The organism is Desulfomonile tiedjei, from assembly GCA_016212925.1.
Classification (GTDB): domain Bacteria; phylum Desulfobacterota; class Desulfomonilia; order Desulfomonilales; family Desulfomonilaceae; genus JACRDF01.
In genome coordinates this window covers 97,876-123,757 of record JACRDF010000022.1, presented here as the reverse complement: position 1 = coordinate 123,757, position 25,882 = coordinate 97,876, and the positions used below count along the sequence as shown (strand labels likewise).

Below are 25,882 nucleotides of genomic sequence, written 5' to 3'. Positions count from 1 at the left end.
AACCAAATGGTTGTCAATTGACTTGGCCGGCGCCTTTTTCGTTCAATACCCAATCATAAGCAAGGTAAATAATTTCGTATTTGCCGGCCTCGAGGAACTCCTTGTCCCGGCCCTTGAGGGAACTGCCCAGGAATTTCAGGACGGCCCTTTCCGATGGCCCCCGGTCTGTGAACTTATCGGTCCCGTAATTCTTGATGAAGTCTTCTCCAAACCATTTAAAAATAGACGACAGATAAACATAGCCTCCGGTTCCATCAATTCGGAACTTATCAGGATCTTTGAGAAACCGCATGGTCTGATCGCTGAGCTGCAATTCGAGCTTTGCGCCTGTGAAGGGTTCGTTCCTTAGCGGAGGGCAGCCCATTGCTGCGCAAACGAGGGCCAAGTGAATGCGGGGCTCGTCAAATTTCGAGCGAAGCGTGTCATGCTCAATGCCATCGAGGGTCATTTGTCGCCCCATGACCTTGAACTGAAGCTTATCCCATACCCCCGGAATCTGACGTATGCTGTTTTTTGGAAAACGGAATGAAGACAACAGGCCGGGTTTGATAGGGTAATGGTCGACGATCGCACGAAGTGTCAACGCGTTATACGCGTTTATCCAAAACGCGATCTTTTCGCTGTCATTCCATTTGTCGTAAGTTGAGGGGGTCAGGTCCGCGATCCTCTGCACGAACGCGTCCAGACGGCCTCGATGCTCCTTGAGCGCGGCGTAATTTACCATCCCGCGATCATCAACGTAGGCGGCCAGAATCTCGGCATAATCTTCGTAGGAAAAAGGTTTTTCCGCGGCTGTCGCTCCGGGCGCGGCAACTAGAAGAAATGCCACCGCGATGCCAACCGGTGTATAGAAGATGGTCAGATGCCTTGCAATAGTGTCTTTCTCGAAGCTCATTGGAACTCCCCCGCAATTCCCCCCTATAATGCAATCTACTCCAAAATTTTGCACGGGCAATAACGACAAACTAAAAAGTATCTGCAAAGCAGTCTGGGGTTACTCAAGTTATGCCAGTTACCACCATTTTTTGATCTTTTGCACAGCTCGTGCTCCAAGAGAACCGGTAGGGGCCAGAGCCTGCTACGGACCGCGATCCGGGGTCCCCGCCAGCCCGAACTACTTGATTTGTATCCGAAAAATGTGCCGGCACGGAGGCCGGCACCTACGAATTTCCAAGAGGCGCATTTCGTAATCGGACACTATTCTTGACGCTTGCTATATGTCTAGGTGCATGCACCGATTAACCTTTCCTTGGTCGACGGCACACCTGCACCACGCGGAATACAATGAAGTACGGCAGGGTGGGAGAAAAACCTTTTCAATCGGTTCTGCGCTTAGTAATTTAGTAATTTCCAATCGGAACCAGCAATCATTATTGAGCTTGATCTAAGAGAGGACACTGTGAAGAATTTCTTTTATCCGTCGTCGGTGGTGGTAGTAGGCGTTTCCACGAGGCCGTACAATTTGGGGAAGGAAATCGCTAAGAACCTTTTCGAGTTCAAATACACGGGCGTGATACATTTTGTCGGCCCACAAGGCGGAATTCTGCTTGGGCGGAAGATCCATCCTTCACTGGAAGACATCACCGAACCTGTTGATCTTGCGGTCATCCTGACGCCCGCAAAAACGGTTCCCGACATCGTGGAGCAGTGCGGCCGCAAAGGCATACAGCGAGTGGTGATCGAAAGCGGGGGCTTTGGCGAATTCGATGGGGGTGGCAAGGAACTCGGCCGGAAGCTCAAGGCTATCGCCCAAGAGTACGGTATCCGTTTCATCGGACCCAATTGTATTGGGATCATGAACTCCGCCAATGGGTTGGCAACCCCATTCTCTCCTATGCACAATGTTTTTCGCCGCGGAGGGGTCGGGATAATAGCGCAGAGCGGAGGGGTGGCTTTGACGCTGCTAAACATGTTCGATTCGGAACAACTGGGATACAGCAAGTTCGCGGCTATTGGGAACAAGCTGAATAGCGATGAAAATGACGTGCTGGAATATTTTATCGAAGATCCCGAAACTAGTATTATTTGTCTGTACCTCGAATCCATCAATGATGGGAGGCGCCTCACCGACATAGCCCGCGGCTCCGCCAAACCGATTGTCGTGCACAAAGCAAATACCGGATCTCTCAGCACGGTCATTGCTCAGTCGCACACAGAGGCCTTGATCAATGACGATCAAGTGGTGGACGCGGCTCTGCGACAGGCGGGAATGGTGCGGTTCAGGGACATGCAGAACTATTTGGACTTTGTCAAAATTCTGCAGTTGCCTCGAATGAAAGGCAGGAACCTGGCGATTGTATCGCGTTCGGGTGGCCATGCGGTGATCGCCGCGGACGCCGCTTCGATGTATGGATTTAACCTCCCGCCATTCAGACAGGACTTGCTCACCGAAATACGAAAACATTTGCGAGCAGATGTAATTCGTCTGGCTAATCCCCTGGATCTCGGGGATTTGTTCGATTTCGACGTGTACATCCGAATAATTGAGCGCACCCTTCAGGAAACGAATGTGGACGGCGTGTTGTTCCTCCACACCTATTTTTCGGGGACTGAGGGGGAAGCGTCCCGCAGACTGCTACAGAGCGCTGCCGCGCTTTCCGAGACCTACGGTAAGCCCGTGGCCATTTGCGCATCCACGGATCACCTCGAAACATCCCGATTGCACAAGAATTTTGATTTTCCGGTTTTCTTGAGCCCGGAAAGAGCAGTCCATGCTCTGGATCGAGCCATCAGATACGAGCAACGCCGAGCCGTCATAGCTGCCAATGCTCAGGAGCAATGGTCGGCCCTGCCTGCCGACGATGACGGGATTAAGGACGCCTTGTCCCGAATCGCTCGCGAAGGTCGAAACCCATTGCTGCACGAGGCCCTTGAAATAATCGGCCGAGCAGGGCTGAAAATCCCCCGACACAGTGTGATTAGCGATCCCGGAGCTATTGATTCCGACTTGGTGGGCATGAACGGTCCGTTTGCAGTCAAGATCGTTGCACAAGAGGTCTCCCACAAATCTGACCTTGGTGGTGTGATTCTCGGGCTGCCTGACGTTCAGGCGGTTCGGGGCGCAACTGTTGAAATGATGGAACGGTTCAAGTCAATGGCCGACACAGGGGTTTGCGGGGCCCTTGTGCAAGAAATGGCTCCTCGTGAAATCGGGTCTTTGGAACTGATTGTGGGAGGAAAGAGGGATCCCCAGTTCGGTCCTGTGGTTGTGCTGGGCCACGGCGGGATTTTCGTTGAGGTTTTCGGTAAGACCTCGCTCCGAATGGCCCCCCTCTCACCGGGAGAGGCTGACGAGATGATAACGGAGTTGCCCGGTTCCGAAATCTTGCAAGGCGTCCGGGGCCGGCCGGCAGTGGACCGCGAGGCGCTGAAGGATGCCATACTCAAGGTGGCCCACCTCATGGTCCAATTCCCTCAAATAGAGGCCATAGACATCAACCCAATTCTGGTAACAAAGTCGGGCGCCGTGGCCCTCGACGCGCGCATCTTTTTCAATTCCTGAATCCTTTAAAGAGTTTCCCGGGAGGGCGTTTTTGCAAAAACGCCCTCCCCGGACCCCTCCCTAAAAACTCCTATAATATGGCCTGTTATGCATAGGAAATGATGCGCGGGGACTCAGCTTTGAAGAAAAGCAATGCCAACCACGTGATCCGAACGAGTGCTCGCCTTCAAATGGGTGGCCACCCCCCTGCCATGCGGTCCACCTTCACCCTTCGACTTGACCGATCAAATGGTTGAACATGATATAAGAGTTTTTGGGGAGGGGAGCCGGGGAACCCCTTTTTGCAGAAAGTGGTTCCCCGGCCAACTCCTACTTCTTGTTCACCCGCCGATTTGACCTGGAGAGACGTTTTCCCAAACGCCCTCCCATGTGCGCCTCAAGTGGGTGAGTTTGCCTTCCATTTCTTCCTTTTCAGGCTCCCATGAGGTCGGACATGCAGTTCTGAGCTTGTTGATTCTTTCGTCCAGTTCTTCCATGACCATGTGAAGTTCATTAACATGGGGAACAACTTTTGCCTTGTCACCGGTTGAGACATGGTCCAGCCGTTTTACTACATCGTCAACTTTGGTTCGCCATGTGGAGAGTTCCCCGGCAACGCCGTCGCAATATTCTGTCAGTTCCATAGCATTCACTCCCTCTTGGTCGGCTTTCAGGCGGCATTTCACCCCCTTTGCCCAAAGAATAAGCCTGCCCAGACGGTTGTCAAGCCGATTCGCCGGTCGATTTTCGGCCTCGGAGACCCGATGGCAGGTCAGTGTTGAGACCGGGTCCGAGGTCAGTTATAATCGGTTCGTTTTCCATCCAAGTGCACTCGTTTTTTTGAGGATCAAGGCATGCCCCATCGAATCGAAGTTTGTTTGAAACAGTCGCTGCCGGACCCTGCCGGTCAGAGGATGAAGCGTCGAATATCTTCCGACCTGGGTTTCACAGTGGAAGACTTGCGGGTAGCCGACGGGTTCATTATAGACCGGGACCTTGCAGTCAATGACTTGGCGCTGATCGTCGAGGAAGTCTTTAGGGACCCGGTCATCCAGGAAGCTACCTTCGACAAACCCTTGGAAATTCCTTTCGATTGGCTCATAGAGGTGGGCTTCCGGCCGGGCGTCACGGACAACGTGGGCCGTACCGCGCGGGAAGCGGTCGAGAGGACGCTACAGATCAAATTCTCGCCCGGGGAAGGGGTCTACAGTCGCAAGCTCTACTTTATCAGCGGAAATATCTCCAGGGCACAGGCCGATACGATCGCCAGAGATCTGCTTGCAAACGACCTCATCCAGACGCGCACGGTTTTTGGACCGTCAGACAACCGCGGCATTAACACAGCGCCGCGGGTCACCTCGCGAGCCGAAGCCGTGATTCGGAGCATTAACCTTGATGTGGAAGACGCCGAGTTGCTCAGCATAAGCAAGGAAGGTGTGCTGGCCCTGAACCTTGAGGAAATGCAAGTCATTCGGGATTTCTTCAAGACTCCTGAGTTCTTACAACAAAGAACCGACAAAAGGCTCGGCCGAGAAATCACGGATTGCGAGCTGGAAGTGCTGGCACAGACCTGGTCGGAACACTGCAAACACAAAATATTCAATGCCTTGATCGAATATCACGAGGATGGCCGTATCCAGGAGATCGACAGCCTCTTCAGCACGTACATTCAGGGAGCTACGGAAAAGATCCGCGCAGAACGGGGAGAGGACGATTATTGTCTTTCCGTGTTCAAAGACAATGCCGGTGTGATCAAATTCGATGACGACTGGAACCTGGTCGTGAAGGTGGAAACTCATAACTCGCCTTCCGCGCTGGACCCCTACGGCGGCGCGCTCACCGGAATCGTGGGAGTTAATCGGGACCCATTCGGCACCGGTTTGGGCTCCAGGCTGATATTCAACACGGATGTCTTCTGCTTCGCACCACCAGATTACCAAGGGGAGATCCCGCCCAGGCTGTTGCATCCACGGCGAGTTTTTGAAGGGGTCAGGGAGGGCGTTGAGCACGGGGGAAACAAGAGCGGTATTCCTACTGTCAACGGCGCTGTGGTCTTTGACGAACGCTATCTCGGGAAACCTCTGGTCTACTGCGGAACCGGCGGGATCATGCCCGCAAAGATCAACGGCAAGCCGGCTCACCTGAAACAGGCTCGACCGGGAGATCGCATCGTCATGACCGGCGGCCGGATCGGCAAGGATGGTATTCACGGAGCCACGTTCTCATCCGAGGAGCTTCACGAAGGCTCACCTGTGAGCGCGGTGCAGATAGGCGATCCCATTACACAAAAACGCATGACAGACTTCTTGCTGATGGCCCGTGATCGAGGGTTGTACTCCTCTATTACGGATAACGGAGCGGGTGGGTTATCGTCCTCCGTGGGTGAGATGGCCCGCGAATCAGGTGGAGCGAGGCTGCGCCTCGACCGCGCCCCGCTTAAGTATCCCGGCCTTCAGCCCTGGGAGGTCCTACTTTCCGAGGCCCAGGAACGCATGACCGTGGCGGTGCCACCGGAAAACCTCGAGGAGTTCCTTTCTCTGGCAAAGATCCTCGACGTGGAAGCCACAGAGCTGGGCGAATTCACTGATGACGGCTCATTCACCGTCCTGTGGGAGGATCAAGTTGCCGCTCTGTTGCCGCTGGATTTTCTCCACGACGGCGTCCCTAAAATGCGGCTTACAGCTAGGTGGGCTCCGCCAGCATTAACAGAGCCTTATGTCGAGCTGCCGGACGACCTCACCTCCACGCTCATGGAACTGATGGGAAGGTGGAATATCTGCTCCAAGGAGAGGCTCATCCGTCAGTACGACCACGAGGTCCAGGCCGGGACTGTAATAAAACCGCTGGTGGGAGTGAACAATGACGGCCCGGGTGACGCGGCTGTTGTACGACCGTTGCTGGACAGGTTCAGAGGAGTAGCTGTCGGCTGTGGGATATGTCCGCGTTATTCAGATCTGGACACGTACTGGATGATGGCCGCGTGCATTGACGAGGCTGTCCGGAACATCGTCGCGGTCGGCGCGGACCCGGATCGCATGGCAGGGCTGGACAACTTCTGCTGGTGCGATCCTGTGCAGTCGGAAAAGACCCCGGACGGCGAGTACAAGCTGGCCCAGCTCGTTCGAGCCAACAAGGCGCTTTACGATATCACCACGGTGTACCGCATCCCGTGCATCTCCGGCAAAGACAGCATGAAGAATGACTACATCATAGGAGATCACAAGATCTCCATCCCGCCGACTGTGCTCTTCACTGCAGTCGGGATAGTGCCGGACGTGAGGCGCGCTGTAACGCCCGATTTCAAAAGGCCCGGCGATTCCATATACGTCCTGGGCCAGACCCACACAGACACCGGTGGATCGGAATACTATGCCTCAAAAGGGGCTACGGGCATAATTGTTCCCATGCTCGTGCATCCTGAGCAATCAATCGCGATGTATCGGGCGCTTCACAAAGCCATAACGGCTGGCGTGGTGGCCTCTTGCCACGACCTCTCCGACGGCGGCCTCGGGGTGGCTTTGGCTGAGAGCGCCTTTTCAGGAGGATTGGGTGCTAGTGGGTCTCTGACTAGTGTCCCATTGCAGGTTCCTCTCGACCGTGACGACTGGGTGTTATTCTCAGAAACGCCCGGCCGATTCCTTGTGAGCGTCCGCGAAAAAGACTGCTCCGCGTTCGAAGACGCAATGAACGGCTTCCCCTGCGCCAAAGTCGGCCAAGTGGAGAACGCGCCAAGACTAAAAGTGACCGGCCTCGGGAACAAACTCGTCATTGACGCAGACATCTGGGAACTGAAAAAGGCATGGCAAAAGCCTCTGGGGGTGTAAGGCTTGCTCTAAGAGTCTTTCAGAAGCCGAAAGTACTCCTCGAGGGGTATGCCCGCCATTGGAAGATTGTTGGCAATGATTGAAGTGGGCGGCCGGATCATGGTGGCGGCCGGCGGCCCTGCCGGCCTTCGGCGATTTCATCTGCTTCATGGGCTTTCTTGTTTGGGGGTTCCTCGGGCGCAGGACCGGCCGCGGCTTCAGTCTGAAAACCCACGTGAAAGGGCAACTCGCTGAGGTGCTTCATGGCCTCGTCAAGGGACGAGGATTGTTCCAGGCGGATCAGGAAGCGGGCCGCCTCCGCTGTAGACGCTTCAGAGAAGGCTTCGGCCCAACAAAGCTGCACGCTGAATTTCCGCTCTCGGCCCGGATCCTTTGCCCAACCGGCGAATTGATCATCCACCCCCTGAGCTACTTTCCATTTGATGCGCATACGCGGTCCCAGCAGTTGATTAGACGAGGCCCCGAGATTCGTCGGCGACCCGGTCTTCATCGCATAGCAAAAGACCAGGGCGGATCTGAATCGCCGGATCCCGAACATTCTGCGAGCCAGTTCCGCGAGATACAGGCCGGCAAGAATCAACCCGAGGGCAAAAGCCACCTCCAGGACGTAGTCCAGGGAGTGATAGGCCAAGAAATCCACGTAATGCATGGGACCTACAGGTCGCTGAAAATTTATGAGCCTGGAAAACCCCATGGTCAACAAAAGGAATATGAAAGGAAGGCAAACGTACGCGGCAGGCCTTGAAAAGGCTTGGACTGACTCCGGATAACTCTCGATGAGCGTGCCTTTTGTGGTCGAGGTCTCTTTTTGCTCAAGCCGGACAGGCTTTCGGTCCGGCTGACCCGCTGCGCTCAAAAGTCGGCAACCCTCCTCCAAAAGGGCGAAAAACAAGTGCGGATCTCCGGCCCCGTGAACGGGAAGCAGGTGACAAGTTCGCACAAATTCCTGCGATAGCAAAGGAACAAGGCTCACTGCAATAAGAGCGTTGGCCAGCATCAAAAAAAACAGCAGGACATACAGGGGGGTTGCCGACGGCACGGCCAATTCAATGGTGACCTGCAGATATTTCTTCAGCAGAACGGGAGTTAGCTGGACAAAATAAACCACCAGCGCCACGAGAACGACCACGGCGAGGAACTTGGCCGAGGACCGAGTCAAATCCCTAAAGATCTCATAGGATACCGGAGTTACAAGCCTCACCCTGGGCCAAACCGACGCGAGCTTTCGGAACAGCCACGAAGCAGACCGCCAGTACTGGGCCTGGCCTTCTCGCAGAGATTCCGCGACCAGAGCAGGTTGATCCAAATCGGCGGGATGGATGGTTCCCCTTCGGGCCCGCAAAACCTCCGCCAGCCCTGAAAACCCCCAGAGGGCCCCGACAAGGATCGCGCAGATGGAACTTACGAGAACGATGAAGAGTTTCACGATAAAAGGAATGGATACCAGGACGCGCGCGGGAGTAACATCTGAGAATGACAGAGGAAAAAAAGGCCTGAATTCGATCCACAGGTCCCAAAGTTTCAGAAGACCTTCCCTCATAACTACAACGCCTGCGACCAAAAGCACAAGGCCGATCAATGCGGCGCCATTGGTTAAGAGAGGTACTTTACGAATGATTTGCCTGATGTCCCGCATACATTGTCATGGTCATCCCGGACAAGGGATGTCAAGAGAAAAAAAGGTTATTCTTGCGCGACAGAGGCTCTTATGTTAATGTCGCCCCGTCTAAGTAGTTGCATATTTTCTCATCCTGCCGTCTCATAATACCATGTGAATCCAAACAACTAGGACGGCCTTTGGTTCGGAAAGGAGTCGCTCGTGAGGATCAAGCGGACGGTCGCTCTACTCTTTGCCGGGTTCTTATTGAGCCTTTTGCTTCCCCCGATTTACGCGCAGGAGAAGAGGGCTGACAAAAAGCCCGTTCTCTCGCAAGAAGCCGCACAATTGATCGGCAAATGGGAAATCGTAAACACCAAAGAACCCAGCCAGCCGTACAGGACCGGGTACAAGGGCCGCCCTTTTGTAAACAGAGGGCCCAACGCGTTTACCCTTATCATGGAGTACCAGGAAGACGGGTCTTTCCGCCGCATTTCTCGCGTGGGGGACAACGAGACGGTCCACGAAGGCTCTTGGACGCTTAACGGCCATGAACTTCAGCAACAACGCAAGGGATCACGAGATCCTGAAGTCATGTATGTCCGCTTCGACGGGCCGGACCAGTACACGTCCATAGAAGTTTACGAAGGAACGCCGGACCCCGGTCTTTTCGCTCAGTTCAAGAAGGTCCCGTGAGACTGTTCCCAGAAGCCTCAGCCATTATGGGCCTCATACCCGAGAAGCAAGCAGCGTTTCTGCACTGTTGCCCCTGACTGTCTGCCAAGTATTCTTCTCATTCGTGAGCCAGGAAGTGAAGAATGTGCGAGAATGAGCGTGTACCCTGTCGAGATCGCTTGAGCAGCATTGACGGTCGCTCTAGTTCTTGATATTATTAAATCGACAGGACACGAAGGAGCATATGATGCCCAAGCGAGTAACGGAATCCGTGGGCGGTGAACCTTACGAGTATTACCCACTGGGGAAATATGTTGTGCGCGCTAAGGGCGTATGCGCTGGAAAACCTACTTTCAAATATACCCGAATCGAGATTGCAGGTACTCTATCAAGGATCGCGTCTGGTGAGACCATTGATGCCATCGTTGACGGGTACCGTGGGAGAGTGCCACGAGAGGCAATTCTTGAAGCGATTGAGATTGCAAGTAAACTCGGCAAAAAACCTAATAGAACACGGCCCAAGCGCGCGGCGGCCTAGTGATTGTACTCGACGAGCAATTACTAGGTCGGCAAATAGAACAGACTATTGCCGAATGGTATCGTGGTCCAGTCTGTTTTGTCACTGACTTGCGAGCAGGCATCGTTAAAGATGATGCCATCCCTTCCCTCCTTTGCCGGCAACGGCAACCAGCCTTTGTCACTATCAATACCAATCATTTCTGGAAAAGATTACGGGCTGATAGGCGCTTTTGTGTACTTTGTTTCAATGTCGGTGACAAGGATGTTCCAAGAATTCCTGGGCTTCTCAAACTTCTTTTCCGCAATCGTAATTTCAGCACCAAAGCTCAGCGAGCGGGTCACATTTTTCGAATAAATATTGATGAAGTAGTCAAGTTCTACAATGTAGGTTATCAAGCACCACAAACATTTCAATTATGATTGCTAGATCCCACAGGGAGGGGCCTTACCGGCTCTAGGTTCCCACTTGAAGCAGAAGAATCGCCGCTCCCAGCCCGAAGATCACATTTGCGGCCCAGGCCGCTGCAATTGGCGGAATGTACGCCCCGTGTCCCAAGGCAATGAACATGGTATGAACTATCCAGAAGCCGAAGGCTACACCGATTGACACCGCAAGCCCAATGGCCACGCCCCCGCCGCGTGGGCTGACCTTTATGGCAAAAGGCACACTCAACGCGGCCATAATCAGGCAGACCAGAGGGAAAGCGATTTTGTCATGCCAGTCCACAAGGTACCGAGTGGGGACCTGTCCTTCTTGGGAGATTTTATCGATGTAGTCTCCCAGTTGGGTAAGGTTCATTTCTTTGGCAAGTCTCTCCACCCTGCCGAAATCATCCGGAGATTTTTGCAATGGCGCGGTCATGGTTGGGAGGGTCTCAACCTGGAAACGTCCGTCGGGATTCCTCGAGGTTCGGTTCACTCCGTAGAGAATCCAATGGTCGTTCCACCACTTGGCCTTGTCTGCGAAGATCCTTTCCGCGAAGTTGTAATCGGAATCCCAGATGATGATCGAAATCCTTTCAAGGCTCTGTTTGGACCTGTCCAGGTTCCGAATGTGAGTGATTGAGTCACGCGACCGCAACCAGATCTGATCGCTCTTGAAGAACGTGGTATCCGATTTGCCGGCTATCTCAACATCCTGGACATACTCGCTGTAGCTGTTGGACCAGGGTATGACCGTTTCGTTGAGAAAGAACATCACCAGGCTTGCAATACAACCTATTACCAAGACCGGTCGAGCTATGTTCAGAGCGTCAATTCCGTTAGCTTGCATGGCGATGATTTCAAAGTGCCTGGCCATCATCAAAAGCGAGAGCATGCCGCCCAGCAAGACGCTGAGGGGTATTGCAAAGAACAGATATCCGGGGATCTTCGTCAGGAAGAATTTTAGCATCAGCCATCCTGACGGGTTGTGTTCGAAGTAGTATTTGATCTTATCCGTGATCTCTATGAGCAGAAAAACCAAGGTAAATCCCAGCACACATATGGAGAAGACCTTGACGAACTCTTTGGTTATGTAACGATCAATGATTTTCAAAGCTGACCACTTATATCTGTAACCTATCCCACGAGGAATTGCCTATTCACGTCCCGTCACTCCGGCGGAATCCGGGGTCCAGTCCCGCGTTCCGTGGTGCCACAGCCTCTAGCCGCGGGCGTTCAACAACCAGGGGTTGTCCAGAAGGTAGCACACGGTCCTGCGAATCCCTTCTTCTATACTTATCAGCGGCCGAAATCCTGCCTGCGAGATCTTCGAAATGTCAAGGTGAACGAAAGGGCTATCGCCCAACCACCCTCTGACCCCACCCGTGTAATGGTAGGAGACGTTCTTCAGTCCCATTTCTTCACAAACGATGTCGGCCAGGTCTGTGACGTTCATGTACTCCACATGGCCAAGATTAATAACGCTCTTGGGTTCCGGAATCCTTTCCAATGCCAGGAAGATACCGCGGACTCCGTCCTCTACATGCAGGTAGGACTTCCTCTGTTTGCCGTCGCCGAGGATTTCCAGTTTAGTGGGGTCCTCGCGAAGCTTGTTGACGAAGTCGTATACCACTCCGTGCGAGTAACGTTCGCCAATCCAGGACACGAATCTAAACGCAAGGCTCCGTATCCCGAAATACTCACAATAGGCCTGAATAATCGCCTCTGCCGACAGCTTCGACGCGCCGTAAAGTGATGTCTGGAGCGGCGCGTAGTCTTCCGGCGTGGGAAAACGATCCGGTTCGCCGTAAACCGTGGCTGAGCTGGTGAAAACGATTTCGGTCGCTCCCACCTTTCTCATGGCCTCCAGCACCCGGTGAGTGCCCATGACGTTTTGTTCCAGGTCAACGAAGGTATCCTTTATCCCTCCTCTTACATCTGCGTTCGCGGCAAGATGGAACACCATAGATGCCCCAGCCATTGCTTCTGCCAGTCCGGCCGAATCGAGGATGTCCCCTTGAATCAATTGGACGCGGCCGGTCTTCATGGCAGGCTCTAAGTACCGCCGGAAACCTGTGGAGAGGTTGTCGTAGACACTAACTTGTGTTCCGCGGCGGGCCAATTCATCGACCAGATGGCTGCCGATGAAGCCCGCTCCCCCGGTTACCATGACTTTCATGGTTTGCTTTTCCGTCCTGTTGGGTTGTTGATGACCAATAACTCCTTAATATGTGGAGGGGATTATTCGGCCCTGGAGATCCTCCTGGCCAGAGTCGAGCCCTCCTCAATTGTGTCTATGATGTACAACGGGCGCTCCCGGGACTCCTCGTAGGTTCGTACCATGTATTCACCCAAAATGCCTATGCTCGCGGTTATGATGCCGGTGAACAACACCATCAGCAGGCACAGAAGAACAATGGGCCACTGTTCCAAAAACCCTCTAACAAGGCCTAGAAGTAGCCAAACGAGACCTATCCCCGCTCCCGCAAGCGAGAGGGCCAGGCCGAACCAGAAAACCATGCGAACCGGCACGCGGGAAAATGGCACTATACCGTCCAGGGCTATGTTGATGGCTCCACGGAAAGAAATCTGGGCTTTGCCGGTGTGTCTCGGATCTCTGTCAAAAGGGACCACGGCTACGGGAAACCCGACCGCCGCAGTAATGCCCCTGAGGAAGCCGTGACGCTCTCGAAAGCGGCAAATCTCTCTGACGACCCGCGCGTCCAGGAGCCTAAAATCCCCTGCGTCTCTGGGAATTTTGACCTCCGAGATCCGATCCAAAAGCCGATAGAAGAAGCGAGCCGCCTGAAGATAGAGAGGATTTTCCCCTTTCCGTGAAATCCGTTGCGCTACAACCACCTTGTAGCCTTCACGCCATTTTTCAACCATCGCTTCAATGAGTTCCGGAGGGTCCTGAAGGTCCGCATCGATAACCACGCAGGCATCACCCAGACAATGGTCCAAACCTGCCAGGAGCGACAGGGGTTTGCCAATGCGACGAGAAAAAGTGACCAGCCGGATCGGATACCCTTGGTTGACCAGGTCAAGTATCTTTTCTCTGGTCCGGTCAGGACTCGGGTCCAGAGCGAACACTACTTCCCAACCGCATTCCAGTCGGTCAAAAACCTGCTTGAGCCTCTCCATCAGCGGTACGACGTTGTCCTCTTCATTGTAAAGGGGAACAACCACACTGATTACTGTTGTTCCGGCACGGTTCGGCGTGTTCAACTGTTGCTCCGTGGGATGGTCGTCCGAGAGGTATTTGAAGGCATGGCTGGGGTCCTGGGGGACGCGGGACTACCAAAAGGGCGTCACCGGTCATTCTTCCGAGATCACGTGGGCTGTTCAACAAGCTCTAACAGAATCACCGCTGAGGAGCAACAAAAATGAGGCAGAAGGGGCTGTTTCGGCTCCCCTTCCCTTTTCTTTTAAAGGCTTTTGCCGTATAATACAATCAGTCGGACGGCGAGAGGGCCGGAATGGGCTGGCCGGACCGTTCACCAAAAAAGCTTGTAAATTTACACAAATAATGTGGGGCTGCCGCCTATGAAAGAGGAGTTATGACAAACATTCAAGTTGAAGACCTGAGTGACGTGAAGAAAAAGGTCACTGTTGAGGTGCCGCAAGACAAGGTTCTGGAATTGCTAGACTCCCAGTACCGGGACCTGAAAAAGACTGTCCAAATCAAGGGCTTCAGAAAAGGCAAGGTGCCTCTTGAAATACTCCGGAGCTATTTCAAAACGCAAGTAGAGGCCGATACGGCCAAAAAAATCATCGAAGATACTCTGGAGTCCGGCCTGGAAGAGAAGAAGATCGTTATGGTCTCCGTGGTGAAAATAGACCCGGACGCGGTGGAAGCTGGGAAACCTTTCAAATACACCGCCGAGATCGAGGTTCCGCCGAGCATAGAAGTCAGGGATTACACGGGTCTAAAGCTGAAAAAGACCCGCCGCGAAGTAGGCGAGAAACAGGTCGAGGAGCGTCTCCAGAGTCTTCGGGAGCGGAACGCCCGATTGAGCCCTATTCCTGAATCAAGGGGCGTCAAAGAAGGCGACCATCTAGTGGTTGATGTGAAGGCTGAAGCCGAAGGAAATGTAATTCCCGCGTTGACCGTGACGGATTATCACATGGAACTGGGGAGGAATTTCTATCTTCCCGACTTCGATTCCAAGCTTGTGGGCTTGAAACCGGACGAGACGAAGCAGATCTCCATGGAACTTCCTTCGGATTTTCCGAGGAAGAACCTGGCAGGAAAGGCCGCTTCCTTCGAACTGACTGTCAAGGAAGCCAAGGAACGCATCTTGCCGGATCTGGACGATGATTTTGCCAAAGATCTCGGTGAGTTTGAATCCCTGGAGCAGGTCCGCGCGGAGATAACGGAAGATTTGCGCAAACTCGCGGAAAGCCAGTCTAAAAAAGAGATCGAAAACCAAATAGTGGACTTGCTGATTGAGAAAAATGCCTTTGAGGTTCCGGAATCCATGGTGGAAAACCAGGTGGACCATTTTCTGAATCAATCCATTCAGAGTCTGGTGTCACGCGGTATTGACCCGAAGAGGCTTCCCGCCCCTTCGGAAGCGCAGCGCGAGCAGATTCGGCCTTCAGCGGTCAGGACCGTCAAGGGCGGCTTGGTCATGAGAGCCATTGCAGAGCAGGAGAAAATTGAAGTAAACGATGAGGAGCTTCAGGCGGGCATCGAGGAAAGAGCCGGTGAGATAGGCTTATCCGTCGACTACTTGAAAGATCAGCTTGAAAGTAACAATATGTTGGAAGAGCTTCGCGCGTCGCTGCTTCAGGATAAAGTGTACAAACTGATACAGGAAGCCGCGGAGATTACCGAGCAAGAGCCTCCTTCGGAATCGGAGAAGGCTCCGACTGATGAAACAGAGAAAGAGTAACGAGCACATGTTGGTACCCATCGTTGTTGAACAGACAAGTCGAGGCGAAAGGTCGTACGACATATATTCAAGGCTTCTGAGGGAGAGGATTATTTTCCTCGGCAGTGCCGTGGACGACTACATAGCCAATCTGGTCATCGCACAACTCCTTTTTCTCGAGAGCGAGGACCCTGAAAAAGACATCAACTTCTACATTAATTCCCCCGGCGGTGTGGTGACCTCGGGTCTGGCAATTTACGACACCATGCAATATATTAAACCTGATATCCAGACTATTTGTATCGGTCAGGCCGCGAGCATGGGCGCATTGCTCCTGGCCGCGGGAACAAAAAGCAAGCGTTTTGCCCTGCCCCACTCACGGATCTTGATCCATCAGCCATTGGGTGGGTTCCAGGGACAGGCGACGGATATCGAGATTCATGCAAGAGAGATTCTGCGGATGCGCAGCGAACTCAATGAAATCCTGGTCAAACATACGGAGCAACCATTGAGCCGGATTGAAGCTGATACTGAGAGAGACTTCTTTATGAGTGGTGAAGAGGCCGCCCAATACGGAATAGTGGATACGGTGATTTCCCGAAGGGAGCTTCCCTCTGCTCAGGTGGTAACCAAAACCGTCCGCTGAGGCAAGCCCTGTGCGTCCGGACGAATAAAAGATATCAACGGTCTGCCTGCGAAGACCGAGTCCTAAGGAGGAATTTATGGCGGGCAGAAAAGGTAACTTCTCATCCCTTTACTGTTCTTTTTGCGGGAAAAGTCAAGATGAGGTTCGCAAATTAATTGCCGGACCGACCGTGTACATCTGTGATGAATGCATTGAATTGTGCAATGAAATTATAGCGGAGGAATACGAAAAAGAAGAACTTGGGCGCTCTCGGTCCAAGGTGCCTACACCGTCTGAGATTAAGACGGCCCTTGACGAATACGTGATCGGACAGGAATTGGCCAAGAAGATCCTGTCTGTGGCGGTCCATAACCACTACAAGAGGATCGAGGCCAAGCCCGATTTGGATGGGGTCGAGCTGCAAAAGAGCAACATACTGTTGATAGGCCCCACGGGTTCGGGCAAAACCTTGTTGGCCCAGACGCTGGCAAGGATTCTCAATGTCCCGTTCGCCATAGCGGATGCCACCACTCTCACAGAGGCGGGGTATGTGGGCGAGGACGTGGAAAACATCATTCTCACGCTTCTGCAAAGTGCTGACTATGACATTTCCCGAGCCTCTCGCGGAATAGTATACATAGATGAGATAGACAAGATCTCCCGTAAAACCGAAAACCCGAGCATCACCCGAGACGTCTCAGGAGAAGGCGTTCAGCAGGCGCTGCTCAAGATCGTAGAAGGAACGATGGCCAACGTGCCTCCCAAAGGGGGCCGTAAGCACCCTCAACAAGAGTTCCTGCAGGTCGACACGACCAATATACTGTTCATTTGCGGAGGGGCATTTGTTGGCCTTGACAGAGTCATTCATCAGAGAATGAACATGAAGTCGATGGGCTTCAATGCCCAGATCGGCGGTCCGAAAAGCTATGAAACCTCGAACATACTCGAAGAGGTGCAGCCGGAAGATCTGATTCACTACGGCCTGATACCGGAGTTTGTCGGCAGACTTCCGGTAGCCGCGACACTGCACGAACTGGACGAGGAGTCGCTTGTGCGTATCCTCCTGGAGCCGAAAAACGCCCTGGTAAAGCAATACAAGAAGCTCTTCGGGTTTGAGCACGTCAAATTGCGGTTCACCGATGAAGCCTTGAAAGCGGTTGCTTCCGAAGCGCTCTTGCGCAAGACGGGCGCTCGCGGCTTGCGATCCATACTCGAATCGGCCATGCTCGACATTATGTATGAATTGCCTGAATTCAAGAACCTCCAGGAGGTCATCGTCAGCGAGGACGTAATTTACTCCAATGCGGAATGCATCCTCGTGTTCGAGAAGGAGGCCGAAACGGCCTCCTGATCCGGGATTACCTCCCTCAAGCATCCTGGCTTTTCGTTCAGCCGATAACTCAAGCTAGCATCGAGTCGGAATTCGTCTCCAAGGTCATGGCAAGTCAGAGACGGTTCCGGCTCCTCTACCGATTTTTGCGAGGAATTCCAAATGTTTTTCGCTAAGAAGGAAGATTTGCCCGCGGCACCGCCATCCCTGTTGCCCCTGCTCCCCTTACGGGACATAGTGGTGTTTCCGCATATGGTGGTTCCATTGTTCGTCGGCCGGGACCGCTCCATTAAGGCCCTGGAATCGGCAATGAAATCGGACAAGATGATTTTCCTGGCATCGCAAAAAGACGCTCAGCAGACAAATCCCGAGGCAGAAGACATCTTTGATATTGGTACAGTCGGCCAGATCATTCAGATGCTCAAGCTTCCCGACAATACCATAAAGGTTTTCGTGGAGGGTAAGAAGCGCGGCAGGATCAGACAGTTCTTGGAGAGCGACAGGTTCTTCAAAGTTGAAGTCGAGCCTCTCGCGGATCAGTTTCAGGAACGAGACGTAGAAATGCAGGCCCTGGTTCGCGGGCTCAAGTCGGTGTTTGAAAATTATCTGGCCCATAACAAAAAGTTGCCCCAGGAATTCGTCACTGCGGTCCGCTCGACAGAAGACGCTACGAAGCTGGCGGATACCATAGCGGGCCAGTTGAACCTGAAGATCGAAGACAAGCAGGATCTGCTAACCAGATTGTCCTTGAGGGATCGAATTGAGAAGCTCCTGGAATTGATGCAGAGCGAAATCGAAATCGCGGAGATAGAAAAGAAGATCCGTGACCGGGTCAAGAAGCAGATGGAGAAGAGCCAGAAGGAATACTATCTCAGCGAGCAGATGCGTGCCATCCAAAAGGAGATGGGAGAAAAGGACGATTTCCGGAACGAAATAGCCGAACTGGAAGAGCAGTTGTCCAAGAAGAACCTGCCTCCGGAAGCTGATGCTAAGGTGCGAAAAGAAATACGAAAGCTCAAGCTTATGTCGCCGATGTCGGCTGAAGCTACGGTCGTCCGCAACTACGTCGACTGGTTCCTGGTGTTGCCGTGGTCGACAGGCCCGGAATCCGATCTGGATATTTCGGACGCTCAGAAGATCCTGGACGAGGATCACTATGGGCTAAAAGAGGTCAAGGAAAGGATCATCGAGTACTTGGCCGTTCAAAAGCTGGTTCCGAAGGCCAAGGGACCGATTCTCTGCCTGGTGGGCCCTCCGGGCGTGGGCAAGACTTCGCTGGCCAAGTCCGTGGCCCGCGCGACGGGTAGACAATTCGTTCGCATCTCGCTGGGTGGTGTGAGGGACGAGGCCGAAATCAGGGGCCATCGTCGCACCTACATAGGCGCGCTCCCCGGCAAGATCATCCAGAGCATGAAAAAGGTCGAAACCATAAACCCGGTGATGCTTCTGGACGAGGTGGACAAAATGAGCATGGACTTCAGGGGCGACCCTTCCGCGGCGCTTCTGGAGGTGCTGGACCCGGAGCAGAATCACGCGTTTAACGACCATTACCTGGATGTTGATTATGACCTTTCTCAGGTCATGTTTATAACTACGGCCAATACACTGCACGGGATTCCGGCTCCGTTGCAGGACAGAATGGAGATTATTCGGCTCCCCGGGTACACGGAAATAGAGAAACTCAAGATCGCCGAGCAGTTCCTGGTACCGAAACAGACCGAAGCAAACGGTCTGAACGCAGACAAGATAGGTTTCTTGCCCAAAGCGATTGTCCGGATAATTCGCCGTTACACGCGGGAAGCTGGTGTGCGAGATCTGGAAAGGCAAATCTCCAAAATCTGCCGAAAAGTTGTCCGCGAGGTCGTAGGCGGTGTGGTGGACTCCAAGTTGGAGGTTGACGCTAAACACGTTGCCAAGTACTTGGGCGTTCCCAAGTTCCGCTATGGAGTCAAGGAAGAAAAGGAAAAGGTTGGTGTGGCAACCGGCTTGGCGTGGACCGAAGTCGGGGGCGAGTTGCTCATTGTCGAGGTAGCCTTGATGCCGGGTTCGGGCAAGCTCATTGTGACTGGCAAGCTGGGCGAAGTCATGCAGGAGTCGGCCCATGCAGCGATGAGCTATGTCAGGTCCAGGGCTTGGGGCCTTGGCCTAAAGGCCGATTTCTACAACAAGGTGGACCTCCACATCCATGTTCCTGAAGGAGCGACTCCCAAGGACGGCCCCTCCGCGGGTGTAACCATGACATCGGCGATAATTTCAGCTCTCACCAAAAGACCTTTCCCCAACGACTTGGCCATGACAGGTGAGATCACGCTGCGCGGGCGCATCCTTCCAATAGGCGGCCTCAAGGAAAAATTGCTGGCAGCTAAGCGAGGCCTCATCGCGCGTGTCTTGATCCCTGGAGAAAACGAAAAAGACCTCAAAGAAGTGCCGCAGCGAATTCGCAGGGGTCTACAGATTATTCCTGTGGACCATATGGATGACGTGCTGAGCATAGTTTTCCCGGACATACAGCAAGCCGTGTTTCCCGAAGAGTCTCTTGCAACCGAGGCTACCTTTCAACTCAAACAATAGCGCCAATGTAGCCGGAGAGGGGTGGCTTTTTAGCCATCTCTCTCAGCCGGTTTGACAAGAAAGATCGAATAAACCGATGCGCGGTCAAGAAAGTTTCATTGGGTGAAGCCTACTTGTTTTCTTTGAACCGGATCTCGGGGCCTCTTCCGTCCTGACTTTGATATCCCGCTAAAAATACTTGACATCAGTCGAACACGGGTCGTAAATAGATCTGATCTTCTTTGCCGTGAAACTCATGTGATTTTTTAGGGTTTTAATTGGTGAACCGCTTTTTTTTTGAAAAAGGGAACCTTCGGCGATGAAAGATATCTTAGATATTGTAGTACGTAAAGAAGGAGTAGCTTATGCTGAAGATGGAAGGCTCCCGAGTCAGATTGACTCCCGAAAATGTGCACCGGATGCTGAAGCAAGGTATGTCCTTTAAGGAAATAGCTGCCCGATGTGATGTGTTTGAAGACGCTATCGACGCGTCCCTGGTGCGCTGGCTCAACCAAGGCCGGTGGCCTGTGGAAGACGACGCGGCCGCGGCGTAAGGATTCTCCATGAGGCGCGGTTTGTATCGCGTGTTGCCTAACCTCGTCTAAGCAAAAACTGCCCGTAATATAAAAGCCGACTTCCCCGTAAACAGGAGGCCGGCTTTTCTTATTGGCCGGATTCCGGGATTTCTTGGTTGCCCCCTCGTATGGAAAGGTATATAAACCGTCCCGCCGTAACGATTCCTTGAGCGAGGGGTCATACCGATGTGCGTTACATCAAACAGGACCGGCGGCAAGTTTCCAAGAACAAATCAGGTTTGTCGTTCTCGGTGGCGCGGGCACGCGGCCGCGAGCGACAAAGCTGCTTATTCGGCGGCACAGTGGTATCGCTACCCAATGCGTGTGATCGCGCGGATTTCATGGCACCTGATTTTGCTGACAGGGATTCTGGCCTTGACTGAGGGTGTTGGCGTGGCCCAAGAGCAGTTTCGGCTTATCCCTGAGGCGCGCTTTCTATTTGGCATGGACTGGAGCCATCAATGGGTGGCCGGTGAGGTGCTCGTTCCGGCGGGCGGCCAACCGGGGTCAGGGACCAAAATAGATGTTGACACCGACCTAGGGGTGAATCAGGGTGAAGCGTCCTCAGTCACTCTGGAAGGGGTAATCCTGGACAATCATTTGTTCAATGCAGACTTCTTGATGTTTTCTCCCACCGGTATGAAAAGGATTCCGAGGACTTTCCGCTTCCACAACAAAACCTATGAGGTCGGTACGGTTGTCGACACGCGCATCGATTTGTATTGGCTCCGAGTGTCCTACGGGTACAAGGCCTTGGATTATCCGCCCTGGTGGATAGCGCCGCGTGTAGGGGTCCACTATATTGGCTCCAGCACGACCTTGAACGGGGAAACTCGCGAGGCCGGAGTCATGTCCAACACCAGAAGCCTCGATGGGGTCTATCCGGTGCTCGGCCTTGAAGGGCGATTGCAGTTTCCTCACGGGATCGACTTTACCCTGGAGCTGGAAGGAACTCACCTTATCACAAGGGGGTTTCTCACGATGGTAAGATTAGGGGTAGCCTGGGAAGTTTACCCGGACATCGTGATCAACCTCCGCTGCACTAACCGCCTGGTCCAGTGCGTGGAGGACTTTCAGCCGCTTAATAACGAGTGGTTCTATATCGTGTCAGGAGTATCCGGAGGAATTTCCTTCGGGTTCTAAGTAGCCTGTTCACACTTGCCCCGCGCAGGCTCGGTGTTCCTCCGCAGAAGAATGGTCAGCTCATCTCCTTGCCTCGGCCTGGTTCCACTGAGACGCGGCCGCTGCGGCACTTCTAGCGGCCAGCTTCCTTGCCACGTGAAACGAGTACAAGGCTTCCATTTTCTTCACGAGCCCGGGATGATGATGTAACACCGTCGGGAAACATATGGCGCTGTAAGTAACGTCCAGAGACGTGTACTCGCGCCTGTCCAGGTCAATGAAGCGTTCGCCGTTGGTGTAATTGGGATCGTAGATCTTCAGAATGTTCTGCTCCGGGACCCACTCGTAGGCCAGTACGGCGTGGAGCACCGCACCGCGAGCCCCCTTGTTCATGAGAAGCACTATTTGAGGCTCTCCTGCGACTACCCCCGCTAGGAAGCGTTGAAAGGAGTCCGTTTGATTGCCGTGGAATCGGTTGCAGTAGTCCGCTTGAATGTTTATGAGGTTCTTGCTGTAATACTGCTGAATTTCCCGCGCTATCCGCTCCTGGACCTTCTTATCGACAACCTTTCGCAGGGATGGTTCGCCCTGGTGACGGAGGTAATACCACCTGGAAAAGGCGGTCATCGCGAAGCAATAGCCGGGTGCGTTGGATATGGAAAACCCGTCGTCTCCGACGCAAAAAGAGGCACTGGCATTGCCCGTTCCCGGGATTAATAGAAGGCCTGCAACCAGGAACGCGCAGACAGCAAACCTCGACAACCTTCCAGAGAATAATTCGTGCATAAATTGCAACCCCGATGAATAAAAAGCTAAGAATTCTATTATATCGAAAATTGTGTGAAATGACAAGTGCTTCGGCAATGAATCTGGTGTAGTGGTGCAAGTGCGCACTGACAGACCGTAGCAGAACCAGCCATGCTGTCAGCGGGGGGATTGGTGTGTCGTGGCACAGGGTATCGGAAGGCAGATAGGATAAAACTAGCTGAGGAGAGGGTCTGTGGGCTGTCCTTTTTGAGCAAAGATCGCAAATCGTCGTTGTTGGGAAAACTGCCGTCAAATCAACACGCTACAGGAGCATTACGCTGATTATCTAGCGCAATCCGAGGTTTTTTGTGTAATCATTCATCAGACAATGCAATTTTATCTTGACAAATCGGTCGGGTACAAATAACGTAGCGTAATCGCATTGAGTAGCTTCAATTCTTTGAAGTCGTTAATCTTTTTGGGGAGGTTTCGAGAATGACGAAAGATGAACTGGTAACCAAGATCGCAGCGGATTCTGGCATTTCAAAAAAGGCAGCGGGCTTGGCCCTTAATGCCGTTGTGGGCGCTATCCATGATACGCTCAAGCGCAAAGAAGGGTCGATTCGCCTCGCCGGTCTGGGCACTTTCAAAGTGGTCCAGAGGCAGGGCCGAAACGGAATCAATCCGCAGACAAAAAAGAAGATAAAGATTCCGGCCACCAAGGTTCCCCGTTTCAGCGCGTCCAAGGCGCTCAAGGAAGCCGTCAAGAAGGCGAAGTGACCTATCGGAGCCTGTCACTGGGCTGATTCGCGCGCAAATAACCGCGCGCCTATCGTATGTAGCTAAACCAACCGAGTTGCCATGTTTCAGGCGGTCGGTACACAGCGGCGTTAGAAGCGGACAAAGGGAGGTGGGCAGCGCCCACCGTTGCCGCTGAGTTGCAAGTCGAGCAACAGGCTCCGAAAGCTACTCCTTCCGTCACCGAGATGACCAGTGGAGACGGGACCCGGGGAAAATCACGACTGAGTGATGTTTCCTTGCGGGCTGAGGGACCCGCTGTGATTTAATTGGTTGCGGGCCGGTTTACCAGATAAATGCCCGAAGCCACCAACGCGAGCCCTACCCACAGCAGGAGAGGGAGCGTCTCGTGCAGGACCAAGCCGCTTAGAATGACCCCGAACAGTGGGGCGAGAAAAGTGAAAGCCGCCAACCGACTTACCGCAAACCTGTGGATCATCCAAAACCATAAAATGTAACTGAAGAAGGCCACCACCAGGGTCTGGTACGCCAGAGCCGACACCACCATAGCGTCCAAATTGACCGGCGCGCCCCATTCCAGCACCAGAGAACAGATAACAAGCAACGGGAGGGAGAAAAGCAGCTGCGAGAACAGGGTCTGATAGTGCGTAATCGGCCTGTTCCATATGAATTTCTTTATGTAGATCGTCGTCGCGGCCGCGGAATTCCCGCGTTGCTGATTTTGATACTCACCATGCTGCCGCCCCACAGGAGGTTGACCGTGATCAGGGGTAACATTCCGGCAAAAGGGATGGCCTCGGAAACATGGTTGGGTTTGCTACTCAAGGTTGGATCTCGAATCTTATGCCCCGACTCTCTGGTGGGGCCAAAGCGGCGCTGTATTATTGGATTTTCGATGAAACGGTGGCATCATAGAAGTTCTCGAAAGTAATGACGGATTGACTCATGGGCGCCACTGCTGGCTTGTCCAGCAGTGCGACTCCATTCGGAAAGAACTTTCGAGAATCACTACAATAGCGTGTGCCGGGGACGCGAGACGTGCCTACTTGTGCCAGGGGCCTATTTTTCCTTGAGGAGACTGACTAACGGCTTTGGGGGCCACTTCAGAAGAATTCCCAGCATTCACCGGCAGTTGGCCGCTTTTCGTCGTATTGAAAAGTCCTTGAACCGTTTTGATCGGGCAGAGAGAATTTTACAGTATTCTTCGTTCCGGATTTGAGGGATAACCCAGCGCCAAGGAGTTGAAAAGAGACCAGGCGACCTTGTTGGTAGACCGGTTTCGCGTCTGCTACGCTGCCATTCACTGTCCAAACCGGCCGAGGGACAAAAAAGGAATAGACCGGGTAGCTGCCCAGCACCTCTATGTCCGAATCCAAGGCACCTGACGGGGTGCGACAGACTTTAACGCTGGTTATCTTCCACTGAGCCGAGGACGAGGACACATCCGCTGTATATATTATTGATGTGTGAGAAACAAATATCGATAACGCCAGCGAGAAAATCAATAAAGCAGTTAGTCTGATCATTTCCGGATCCTCGTCAGCCTACCATCCCAAAGCCTAATTGGCTCTTGCTGGCCCTCTGTCGAGTTCCTGACGGTGCAGCGCTAATTGAGGCTGCCCCCCGGAGTCCGGGGACTCGAAAAACAATTCTCTATAACCGAAAAGCGCTGGAAACACAAGGCAAGAATGATTCACGATTGACGAGGCAAAGGAAATAAAATACACTTCGAACACTTTAATAGCGGGTGAGGGAGACAGAATTATGGCAGTTAAAATAGCGATTAACGGCTTTGGACGCATAGGGCGAACAGTAATGCGAAACGCCTTTACCAATCCCAAAGTGGAAGTTGTGGCCGTCAATGACAGAATGGACCCAAAATTGATGGCGTTCTTATTCAAACATGATTCGGTTCACGGCCCCTATCATGGCGAAGTCTCTCATACCGAAGACAGTATGAAAATTGACGGAAAGGATGTGAGAGCCCTCAACATCACTGACGATTTGCTGAAGCTCCCGTGGGCCGATCTCAAAATTGATGTTGTCATGGAATGCACAGGCCTTTTCAGAGACAAGGAAAAAGCCGGCAAGCACATTCAGGCCGGCGCCAAAAAGGTGATTATTTCAGCTCCAGGGAAAAATGTAGATGGCACATTTGCACTCGGAGTGAACGAGGAAACATATGATCCGCTGAAACATCACGTCATATCCAACGCTTCGTGCACGACAAACTGCCTGGCCCCTCTGGCGAAGGTGCTTTTCGACGAGTTCGGCATTGAAAAAGGGATTATGACTACCATTCATTCCTACACCATGGACCAGAGCCTCCTGGATACGGTTCATAAGGATTATCGTCGAGCCAGGGCCGCGGCCATGAACATGATCCCCACGACCACAGGCGCAGCCACGGCAGTGGGGTTGGTTATTCCGGAATTGGCCGGAAAACTGGACGGACTGGCCATCAGGATTCCGACTCCGAATGTATCGCTGGTGGACCTCAGTGTGGTACTCAAAAGAAACACCACTGTCGAAGAGATCAATGCCGCGATGAAGAGGGCGTCGGAAGGCCGCATGAAGGGCATCCTGGCTTATGTTGACGAGCCCCTGGTAAGCACGGATTTTGTGAACAGCACCTATTCTTCGGTCTTTGATTCCCTGGCCACATACTGTGTCGGTGGCAATTTGGCCAAGGTGCTTGCCTGGTATGATAATGAATCAGGCTACTCAGCTCGAATGGTCGATCTGGCTGTGTACGCAGGCGAAAGGCTTACCTGATCG

General features: G+C 53.1%; 22 protein-coding genes. 13 read left to right on the top strand and 9 right to left on the bottom strand.

Translation table 11 applies throughout. From position 1 onward, the window contains the following. Nucleotides 1–13: 13 nt before the first annotated feature. The gene (locus tag HY913_10075; GenBank protein MBI4963612.1) at nucleotides 14–895 is read right to left on the bottom strand and encodes a DUF547 domain-containing protein; all 882 of its coding nucleotides are present in this window, start codon (nucleotides 893–895) and stop codon (nucleotides 14–16) included. A 504-nt stretch (nucleotides 896–1,399) separates the two neighbouring features. Between HY913_10075 and HY913_10070 the strand changes: the two genes are divergently transcribed. Next, a complete protein-coding gene (locus HY913_10070; GenBank protein ID MBI4963611.1) occupies nucleotides 1,400–3,502 on the top strand; it encodes an acetate--CoA ligase family protein in 2,103 nt (700 codons plus the stop codon). Nucleotides 3,503–3,822: 320 nt separating this feature from the next. On the opposite strand, the gene HY913_10065 is transcribed toward HY913_10070, so the two are convergent. Further along, on the bottom strand, nucleotides 3,823–4,125 hold the full coding sequence (locus HY913_10065; GenBank protein MBI4963610.1) for a hypothetical protein: 303 nt from the start codon (nucleotides 4,123–4,125) through the stop codon (nucleotides 3,823–3,825). A gap of 210 nt (nucleotides 4,126–4,335) precedes the next feature. Between HY913_10065 and HY913_10060 the strand changes: the two genes are divergently transcribed. Further along, on the top strand, nucleotides 4,336–7,305 hold the full coding sequence (locus HY913_10060; protein ID MBI4963609.1) for a phosphoribosylformylglycinamidine synthase: 2,970 nt from the start codon (nucleotides 4,336–4,338) through the stop codon (nucleotides 7,303–7,305). 97 nt (nucleotides 7,306–7,402) lie between these two features. Here the strand turns inward: HY913_10060 and HY913_10055 are convergent, their stop codons facing one another. Continuing rightward, entirely contained in the window at nucleotides 7,403–8,845 is a 1,443-nt protein-coding gene (locus tag HY913_10055; protein ID MBI4963608.1) for a hypothetical protein, read from the bottom strand. 279 nt (nucleotides 8,846–9,124) lie between these two features. Here HY913_10055 and HY913_10050 point away from each other — a divergent pair, with 279 nt between their 5' ends. The 3 genes from HY913_10050 to HY913_10040 all read left to right on the top strand — a co-directional run bounded on the left by HY913_10050 (nucleotide 9,125) and on the right by HY913_10040 (nucleotide 10,516). Further along, nucleotides 9,125–9,598 carry a hypothetical protein gene (locus tag HY913_10050; GenBank protein ID MBI4963607.1) on the top strand — a complete coding sequence of 158 codons (474 nt, stop codon included), beginning with the start codon at nucleotides 9,125–9,127 and terminating at the stop codon, nucleotides 9,596–9,598. Between the two features lie 223 nt (nucleotides 9,599–9,821). Further along, nucleotides 9,822–10,115, top strand: a complete 294-nt coding sequence (locus tag HY913_10045) for a DUF433 domain-containing protein (GenBank protein ID MBI4963606.1) — start codon at nucleotides 9,822–9,824, stop codon at nucleotides 10,113–10,115. After that, the gene (locus HY913_10040; GenBank protein ID MBI4963605.1) at nucleotides 10,115–10,516 is read left to right on the top strand and encodes a hypothetical protein; all 402 of its coding nucleotides are present in this window, start codon (nucleotides 10,115–10,117) and stop codon (nucleotides 10,514–10,516) included. Before HY913_10045 ends, HY913_10040 begins: the two co-directional genes overlap by 1 nt. Before the next feature lie 34 nt (nucleotides 10,517–10,550). Here the strand turns inward: HY913_10040 and lptG are convergent, their stop codons facing one another. From lptG to HY913_10025, 3 genes are all read right to left on the bottom strand, one after another. Continuing rightward, the gene (gene lptG, locus HY913_10035) at nucleotides 10,551–11,633 is read right to left on the bottom strand and encodes an LPS export ABC transporter permease LptG (protein MBI4963604.1); all 1,083 of its coding nucleotides are present in this window, start codon (nucleotides 11,631–11,633) and stop codon (nucleotides 10,551–10,553) included. Between the two features lie 108 nt (nucleotides 11,634–11,741). Continuing rightward, nucleotides 11,742–12,698: an NAD-dependent epimerase/dehydratase family protein gene (locus HY913_10030; GenBank protein MBI4963603.1), complete on the bottom strand. Its 957-nt coding sequence runs from the start codon at nucleotides 12,696–12,698 to the stop codon at nucleotides 11,742–11,744. Nucleotides 12,699–12,760: 62 nt separating this feature from the next. Then, the gene (locus tag HY913_10025; GenBank protein MBI4963602.1) at nucleotides 12,761–13,747 is read right to left on the bottom strand and encodes a glycosyltransferase; all 987 of its coding nucleotides are present in this window, start codon (nucleotides 13,745–13,747) and stop codon (nucleotides 12,761–12,763) included. Nucleotides 13,748–14,079: 332 nt separating this feature from the next. On the opposite strand from HY913_10025, the gene tig reads away from it, so the two are divergent. From tig to HY913_09995, 6 genes are all read left to right on the top strand, one after another. Then, the gene (gene tig / locus HY913_10020) at nucleotides 14,080–15,417 is read left to right on the top strand and encodes a trigger factor (GenBank protein MBI4963601.1); all 1,338 of its coding nucleotides are present in this window, start codon (nucleotides 14,080–14,082) and stop codon (nucleotides 15,415–15,417) included. Beyond that, nucleotides 15,398–16,042, top strand: coding sequence for an ATP-dependent Clp endopeptidase proteolytic subunit ClpP (gene clpP, locus HY913_10015; GenBank protein ID MBI4963600.1), 645 nt, complete (start codon nucleotides 15,398–15,400; stop codon nucleotides 16,040–16,042). The genes tig and clpP overlap by 20 nt, the downstream gene beginning before the upstream one ends. A gap of 76 nt (nucleotides 16,043–16,118) precedes the next feature. Continuing rightward, a complete protein-coding gene (gene clpX / locus HY913_10010) occupies nucleotides 16,119–17,372 on the top strand; it encodes an ATP-dependent Clp protease ATP-binding subunit ClpX (protein MBI4963599.1) in 1,254 nt (417 codons plus the stop codon). A gap of 141 nt (nucleotides 17,373–17,513) precedes the next feature. Further along, on the top strand, nucleotides 17,514–19,922 hold the full coding sequence (gene lon / locus HY913_10005; GenBank protein ID MBI4963598.1) for an endopeptidase La: 2,409 nt from the start codon (nucleotides 17,514–17,516) through the stop codon (nucleotides 19,920–19,922). A 344-nt stretch (nucleotides 19,923–20,266) separates the two neighbouring features. Continuing rightward, the gene (locus tag HY913_10000; protein MBI4963597.1) at nucleotides 20,267–20,455 is read left to right on the top strand and encodes a hypothetical protein; all 189 of its coding nucleotides are present in this window, start codon (nucleotides 20,267–20,269) and stop codon (nucleotides 20,453–20,455) included. A 207-nt stretch (nucleotides 20,456–20,662) separates the two neighbouring features. Next, nucleotides 20,663–21,619 carry a hypothetical protein gene (locus HY913_09995; protein MBI4963596.1) on the top strand — a complete coding sequence of 319 codons (957 nt, stop codon included), beginning with the start codon at nucleotides 20,663–20,665 and terminating at the stop codon, nucleotides 21,617–21,619. A gap of 60 nt (nucleotides 21,620–21,679) precedes the next feature. On the opposite strand, the gene HY913_09990 is transcribed toward HY913_09995, so the two are convergent. Further along, the gene (locus HY913_09990) at nucleotides 21,680–22,384 is read right to left on the bottom strand and encodes a hypothetical protein (protein ID MBI4963595.1); all 705 of its coding nucleotides are present in this window, start codon (nucleotides 22,382–22,384) and stop codon (nucleotides 21,680–21,682) included. Nucleotides 22,385–22,840: 456 nt separating this feature from the next. Between HY913_09990 and HY913_09985 the strand changes: the two genes are divergently transcribed. After that, a complete protein-coding gene (locus HY913_09985) occupies nucleotides 22,841–23,125 on the top strand; it encodes an HU family DNA-binding protein (protein MBI4963594.1) in 285 nt (94 codons plus the stop codon). A 283-nt stretch (nucleotides 23,126–23,408) separates the two neighbouring features. On the opposite strand, the gene HY913_09980 is transcribed toward HY913_09985, so the two are convergent. Together HY913_09980 and HY913_09975 are read right to left on the bottom strand one after the other, a co-directional pair. Further along, a complete protein-coding gene (locus tag HY913_09980; GenBank protein ID MBI4963593.1) occupies nucleotides 23,409–23,852 on the bottom strand; it encodes a DMT family transporter in 444 nt (147 codons plus the stop codon). A gap of 355 nt (nucleotides 23,853–24,207) precedes the next feature. After that, on the bottom strand, nucleotides 24,208–24,630 hold the full coding sequence (locus tag HY913_09975; GenBank protein MBI4963592.1) for a hypothetical protein: 423 nt from the start codon (nucleotides 24,628–24,630) through the stop codon (nucleotides 24,208–24,210). A gap of 238 nt (nucleotides 24,631–24,868) precedes the next feature. Between HY913_09975 and gap the strand changes: the two genes are divergently transcribed. Further along, nucleotides 24,869–25,879, top strand: a complete 1,011-nt coding sequence (gene gap, locus HY913_09970; protein MBI4963591.1) for a type I glyceraldehyde-3-phosphate dehydrogenase — start codon at nucleotides 24,869–24,871, stop codon at nucleotides 25,877–25,879. Nucleotides 25,880–25,882 lie beyond the last annotated feature (3 nt).

Bases quoted from the DNA above. Each gene is read 5' to 3' on its own strand.
- HY913_09990 (MBI4963595.1), bottom strand. From the start codon at position 22,384: ATGCACGAATTATTCTCTGGAAGGTTGTCGAGGTTTGCTGTCTGCGCG.
- HY913_10065 (MBI4963610.1), bottom strand. From the start codon at position 4,125: ATGGAACTGACAGAATATTGCGACGGCGTTGCCGGGGAACTCTCCACA.
- lon (MBI4963598.1), top strand. From the start codon at position 17,514: ATGTTTTTCGCTAAGAAGGAAGATTTGCCCGCGGCACCGCCATCCCTG.
- tig (MBI4963601.1), top strand. From the start codon at position 14,080: ATGACAAACATTCAAGTTGAAGACCTGAGTGACGTGAAGAAAAAGGTC.
- HY913_10075 (MBI4963612.1), bottom strand. From the start codon at position 895: ATGAGCTTCGAGAAAGACACTATTGCAAGGCATCTGACCATCTTCTAT.
- HY913_10045 (MBI4963606.1), top strand. From the start codon at position 9,822: ATGATGCCCAAGCGAGTAACGGAATCCGTGGGCGGTGAACCTTACGAG.
- HY913_10030 (MBI4963603.1), bottom strand. From the start codon at position 12,698: ATGAAAGTCATGGTAACCGGGGGAGCGGGCTTCATCGGCAGCCATCTG.
- gap (MBI4963591.1), top strand. From the start codon at position 24,869: ATGGCAGTTAAAATAGCGATTAACGGCTTTGGACGCATAGGGCGAACA.
- HY913_09995 (MBI4963596.1), top strand. From the start codon at position 20,663: ATGTGCGTTACATCAAACAGGACCGGCGGCAAGTTTCCAAGAACAAAT.
- HY913_09975 (MBI4963592.1), bottom strand. From the start codon at position 24,630: ATGATCAGACTAACTGCTTTATTGATTTTCTCGCTGGCGTTATCGATA.
- HY913_10060 (MBI4963609.1), top strand. From the start codon at position 4,336: ATGCCCCATCGAATCGAAGTTTGTTTGAAACAGTCGCTGCCGGACCCT.
- clpX (MBI4963599.1), top strand. From the start codon at position 16,119: ATGGCGGGCAGAAAAGGTAACTTCTCATCCCTTTACTGTTCTTTTTGC.
- clpP (MBI4963600.1), top strand. From the start codon at position 15,398: ATGAAACAGAGAAAGAGTAACGAGCACATGTTGGTACCCATCGTTGTT.
- HY913_09985 (MBI4963594.1), top strand. From the start codon at position 22,841: ATGACGAAAGATGAACTGGTAACCAAGATCGCAGCGGATTCTGGCATT.
- HY913_10000 (MBI4963597.1), top strand. From the start codon at position 20,267: ATGCTGAAGATGGAAGGCTCCCGAGTCAGATTGACTCCCGAAAATGTG.
- HY913_10055 (MBI4963608.1), bottom strand. From the start codon at position 8,845: ATGAGGGAAGGTCTTCTGAAACTTTGGGACCTGTGGATCGAATTCAGG.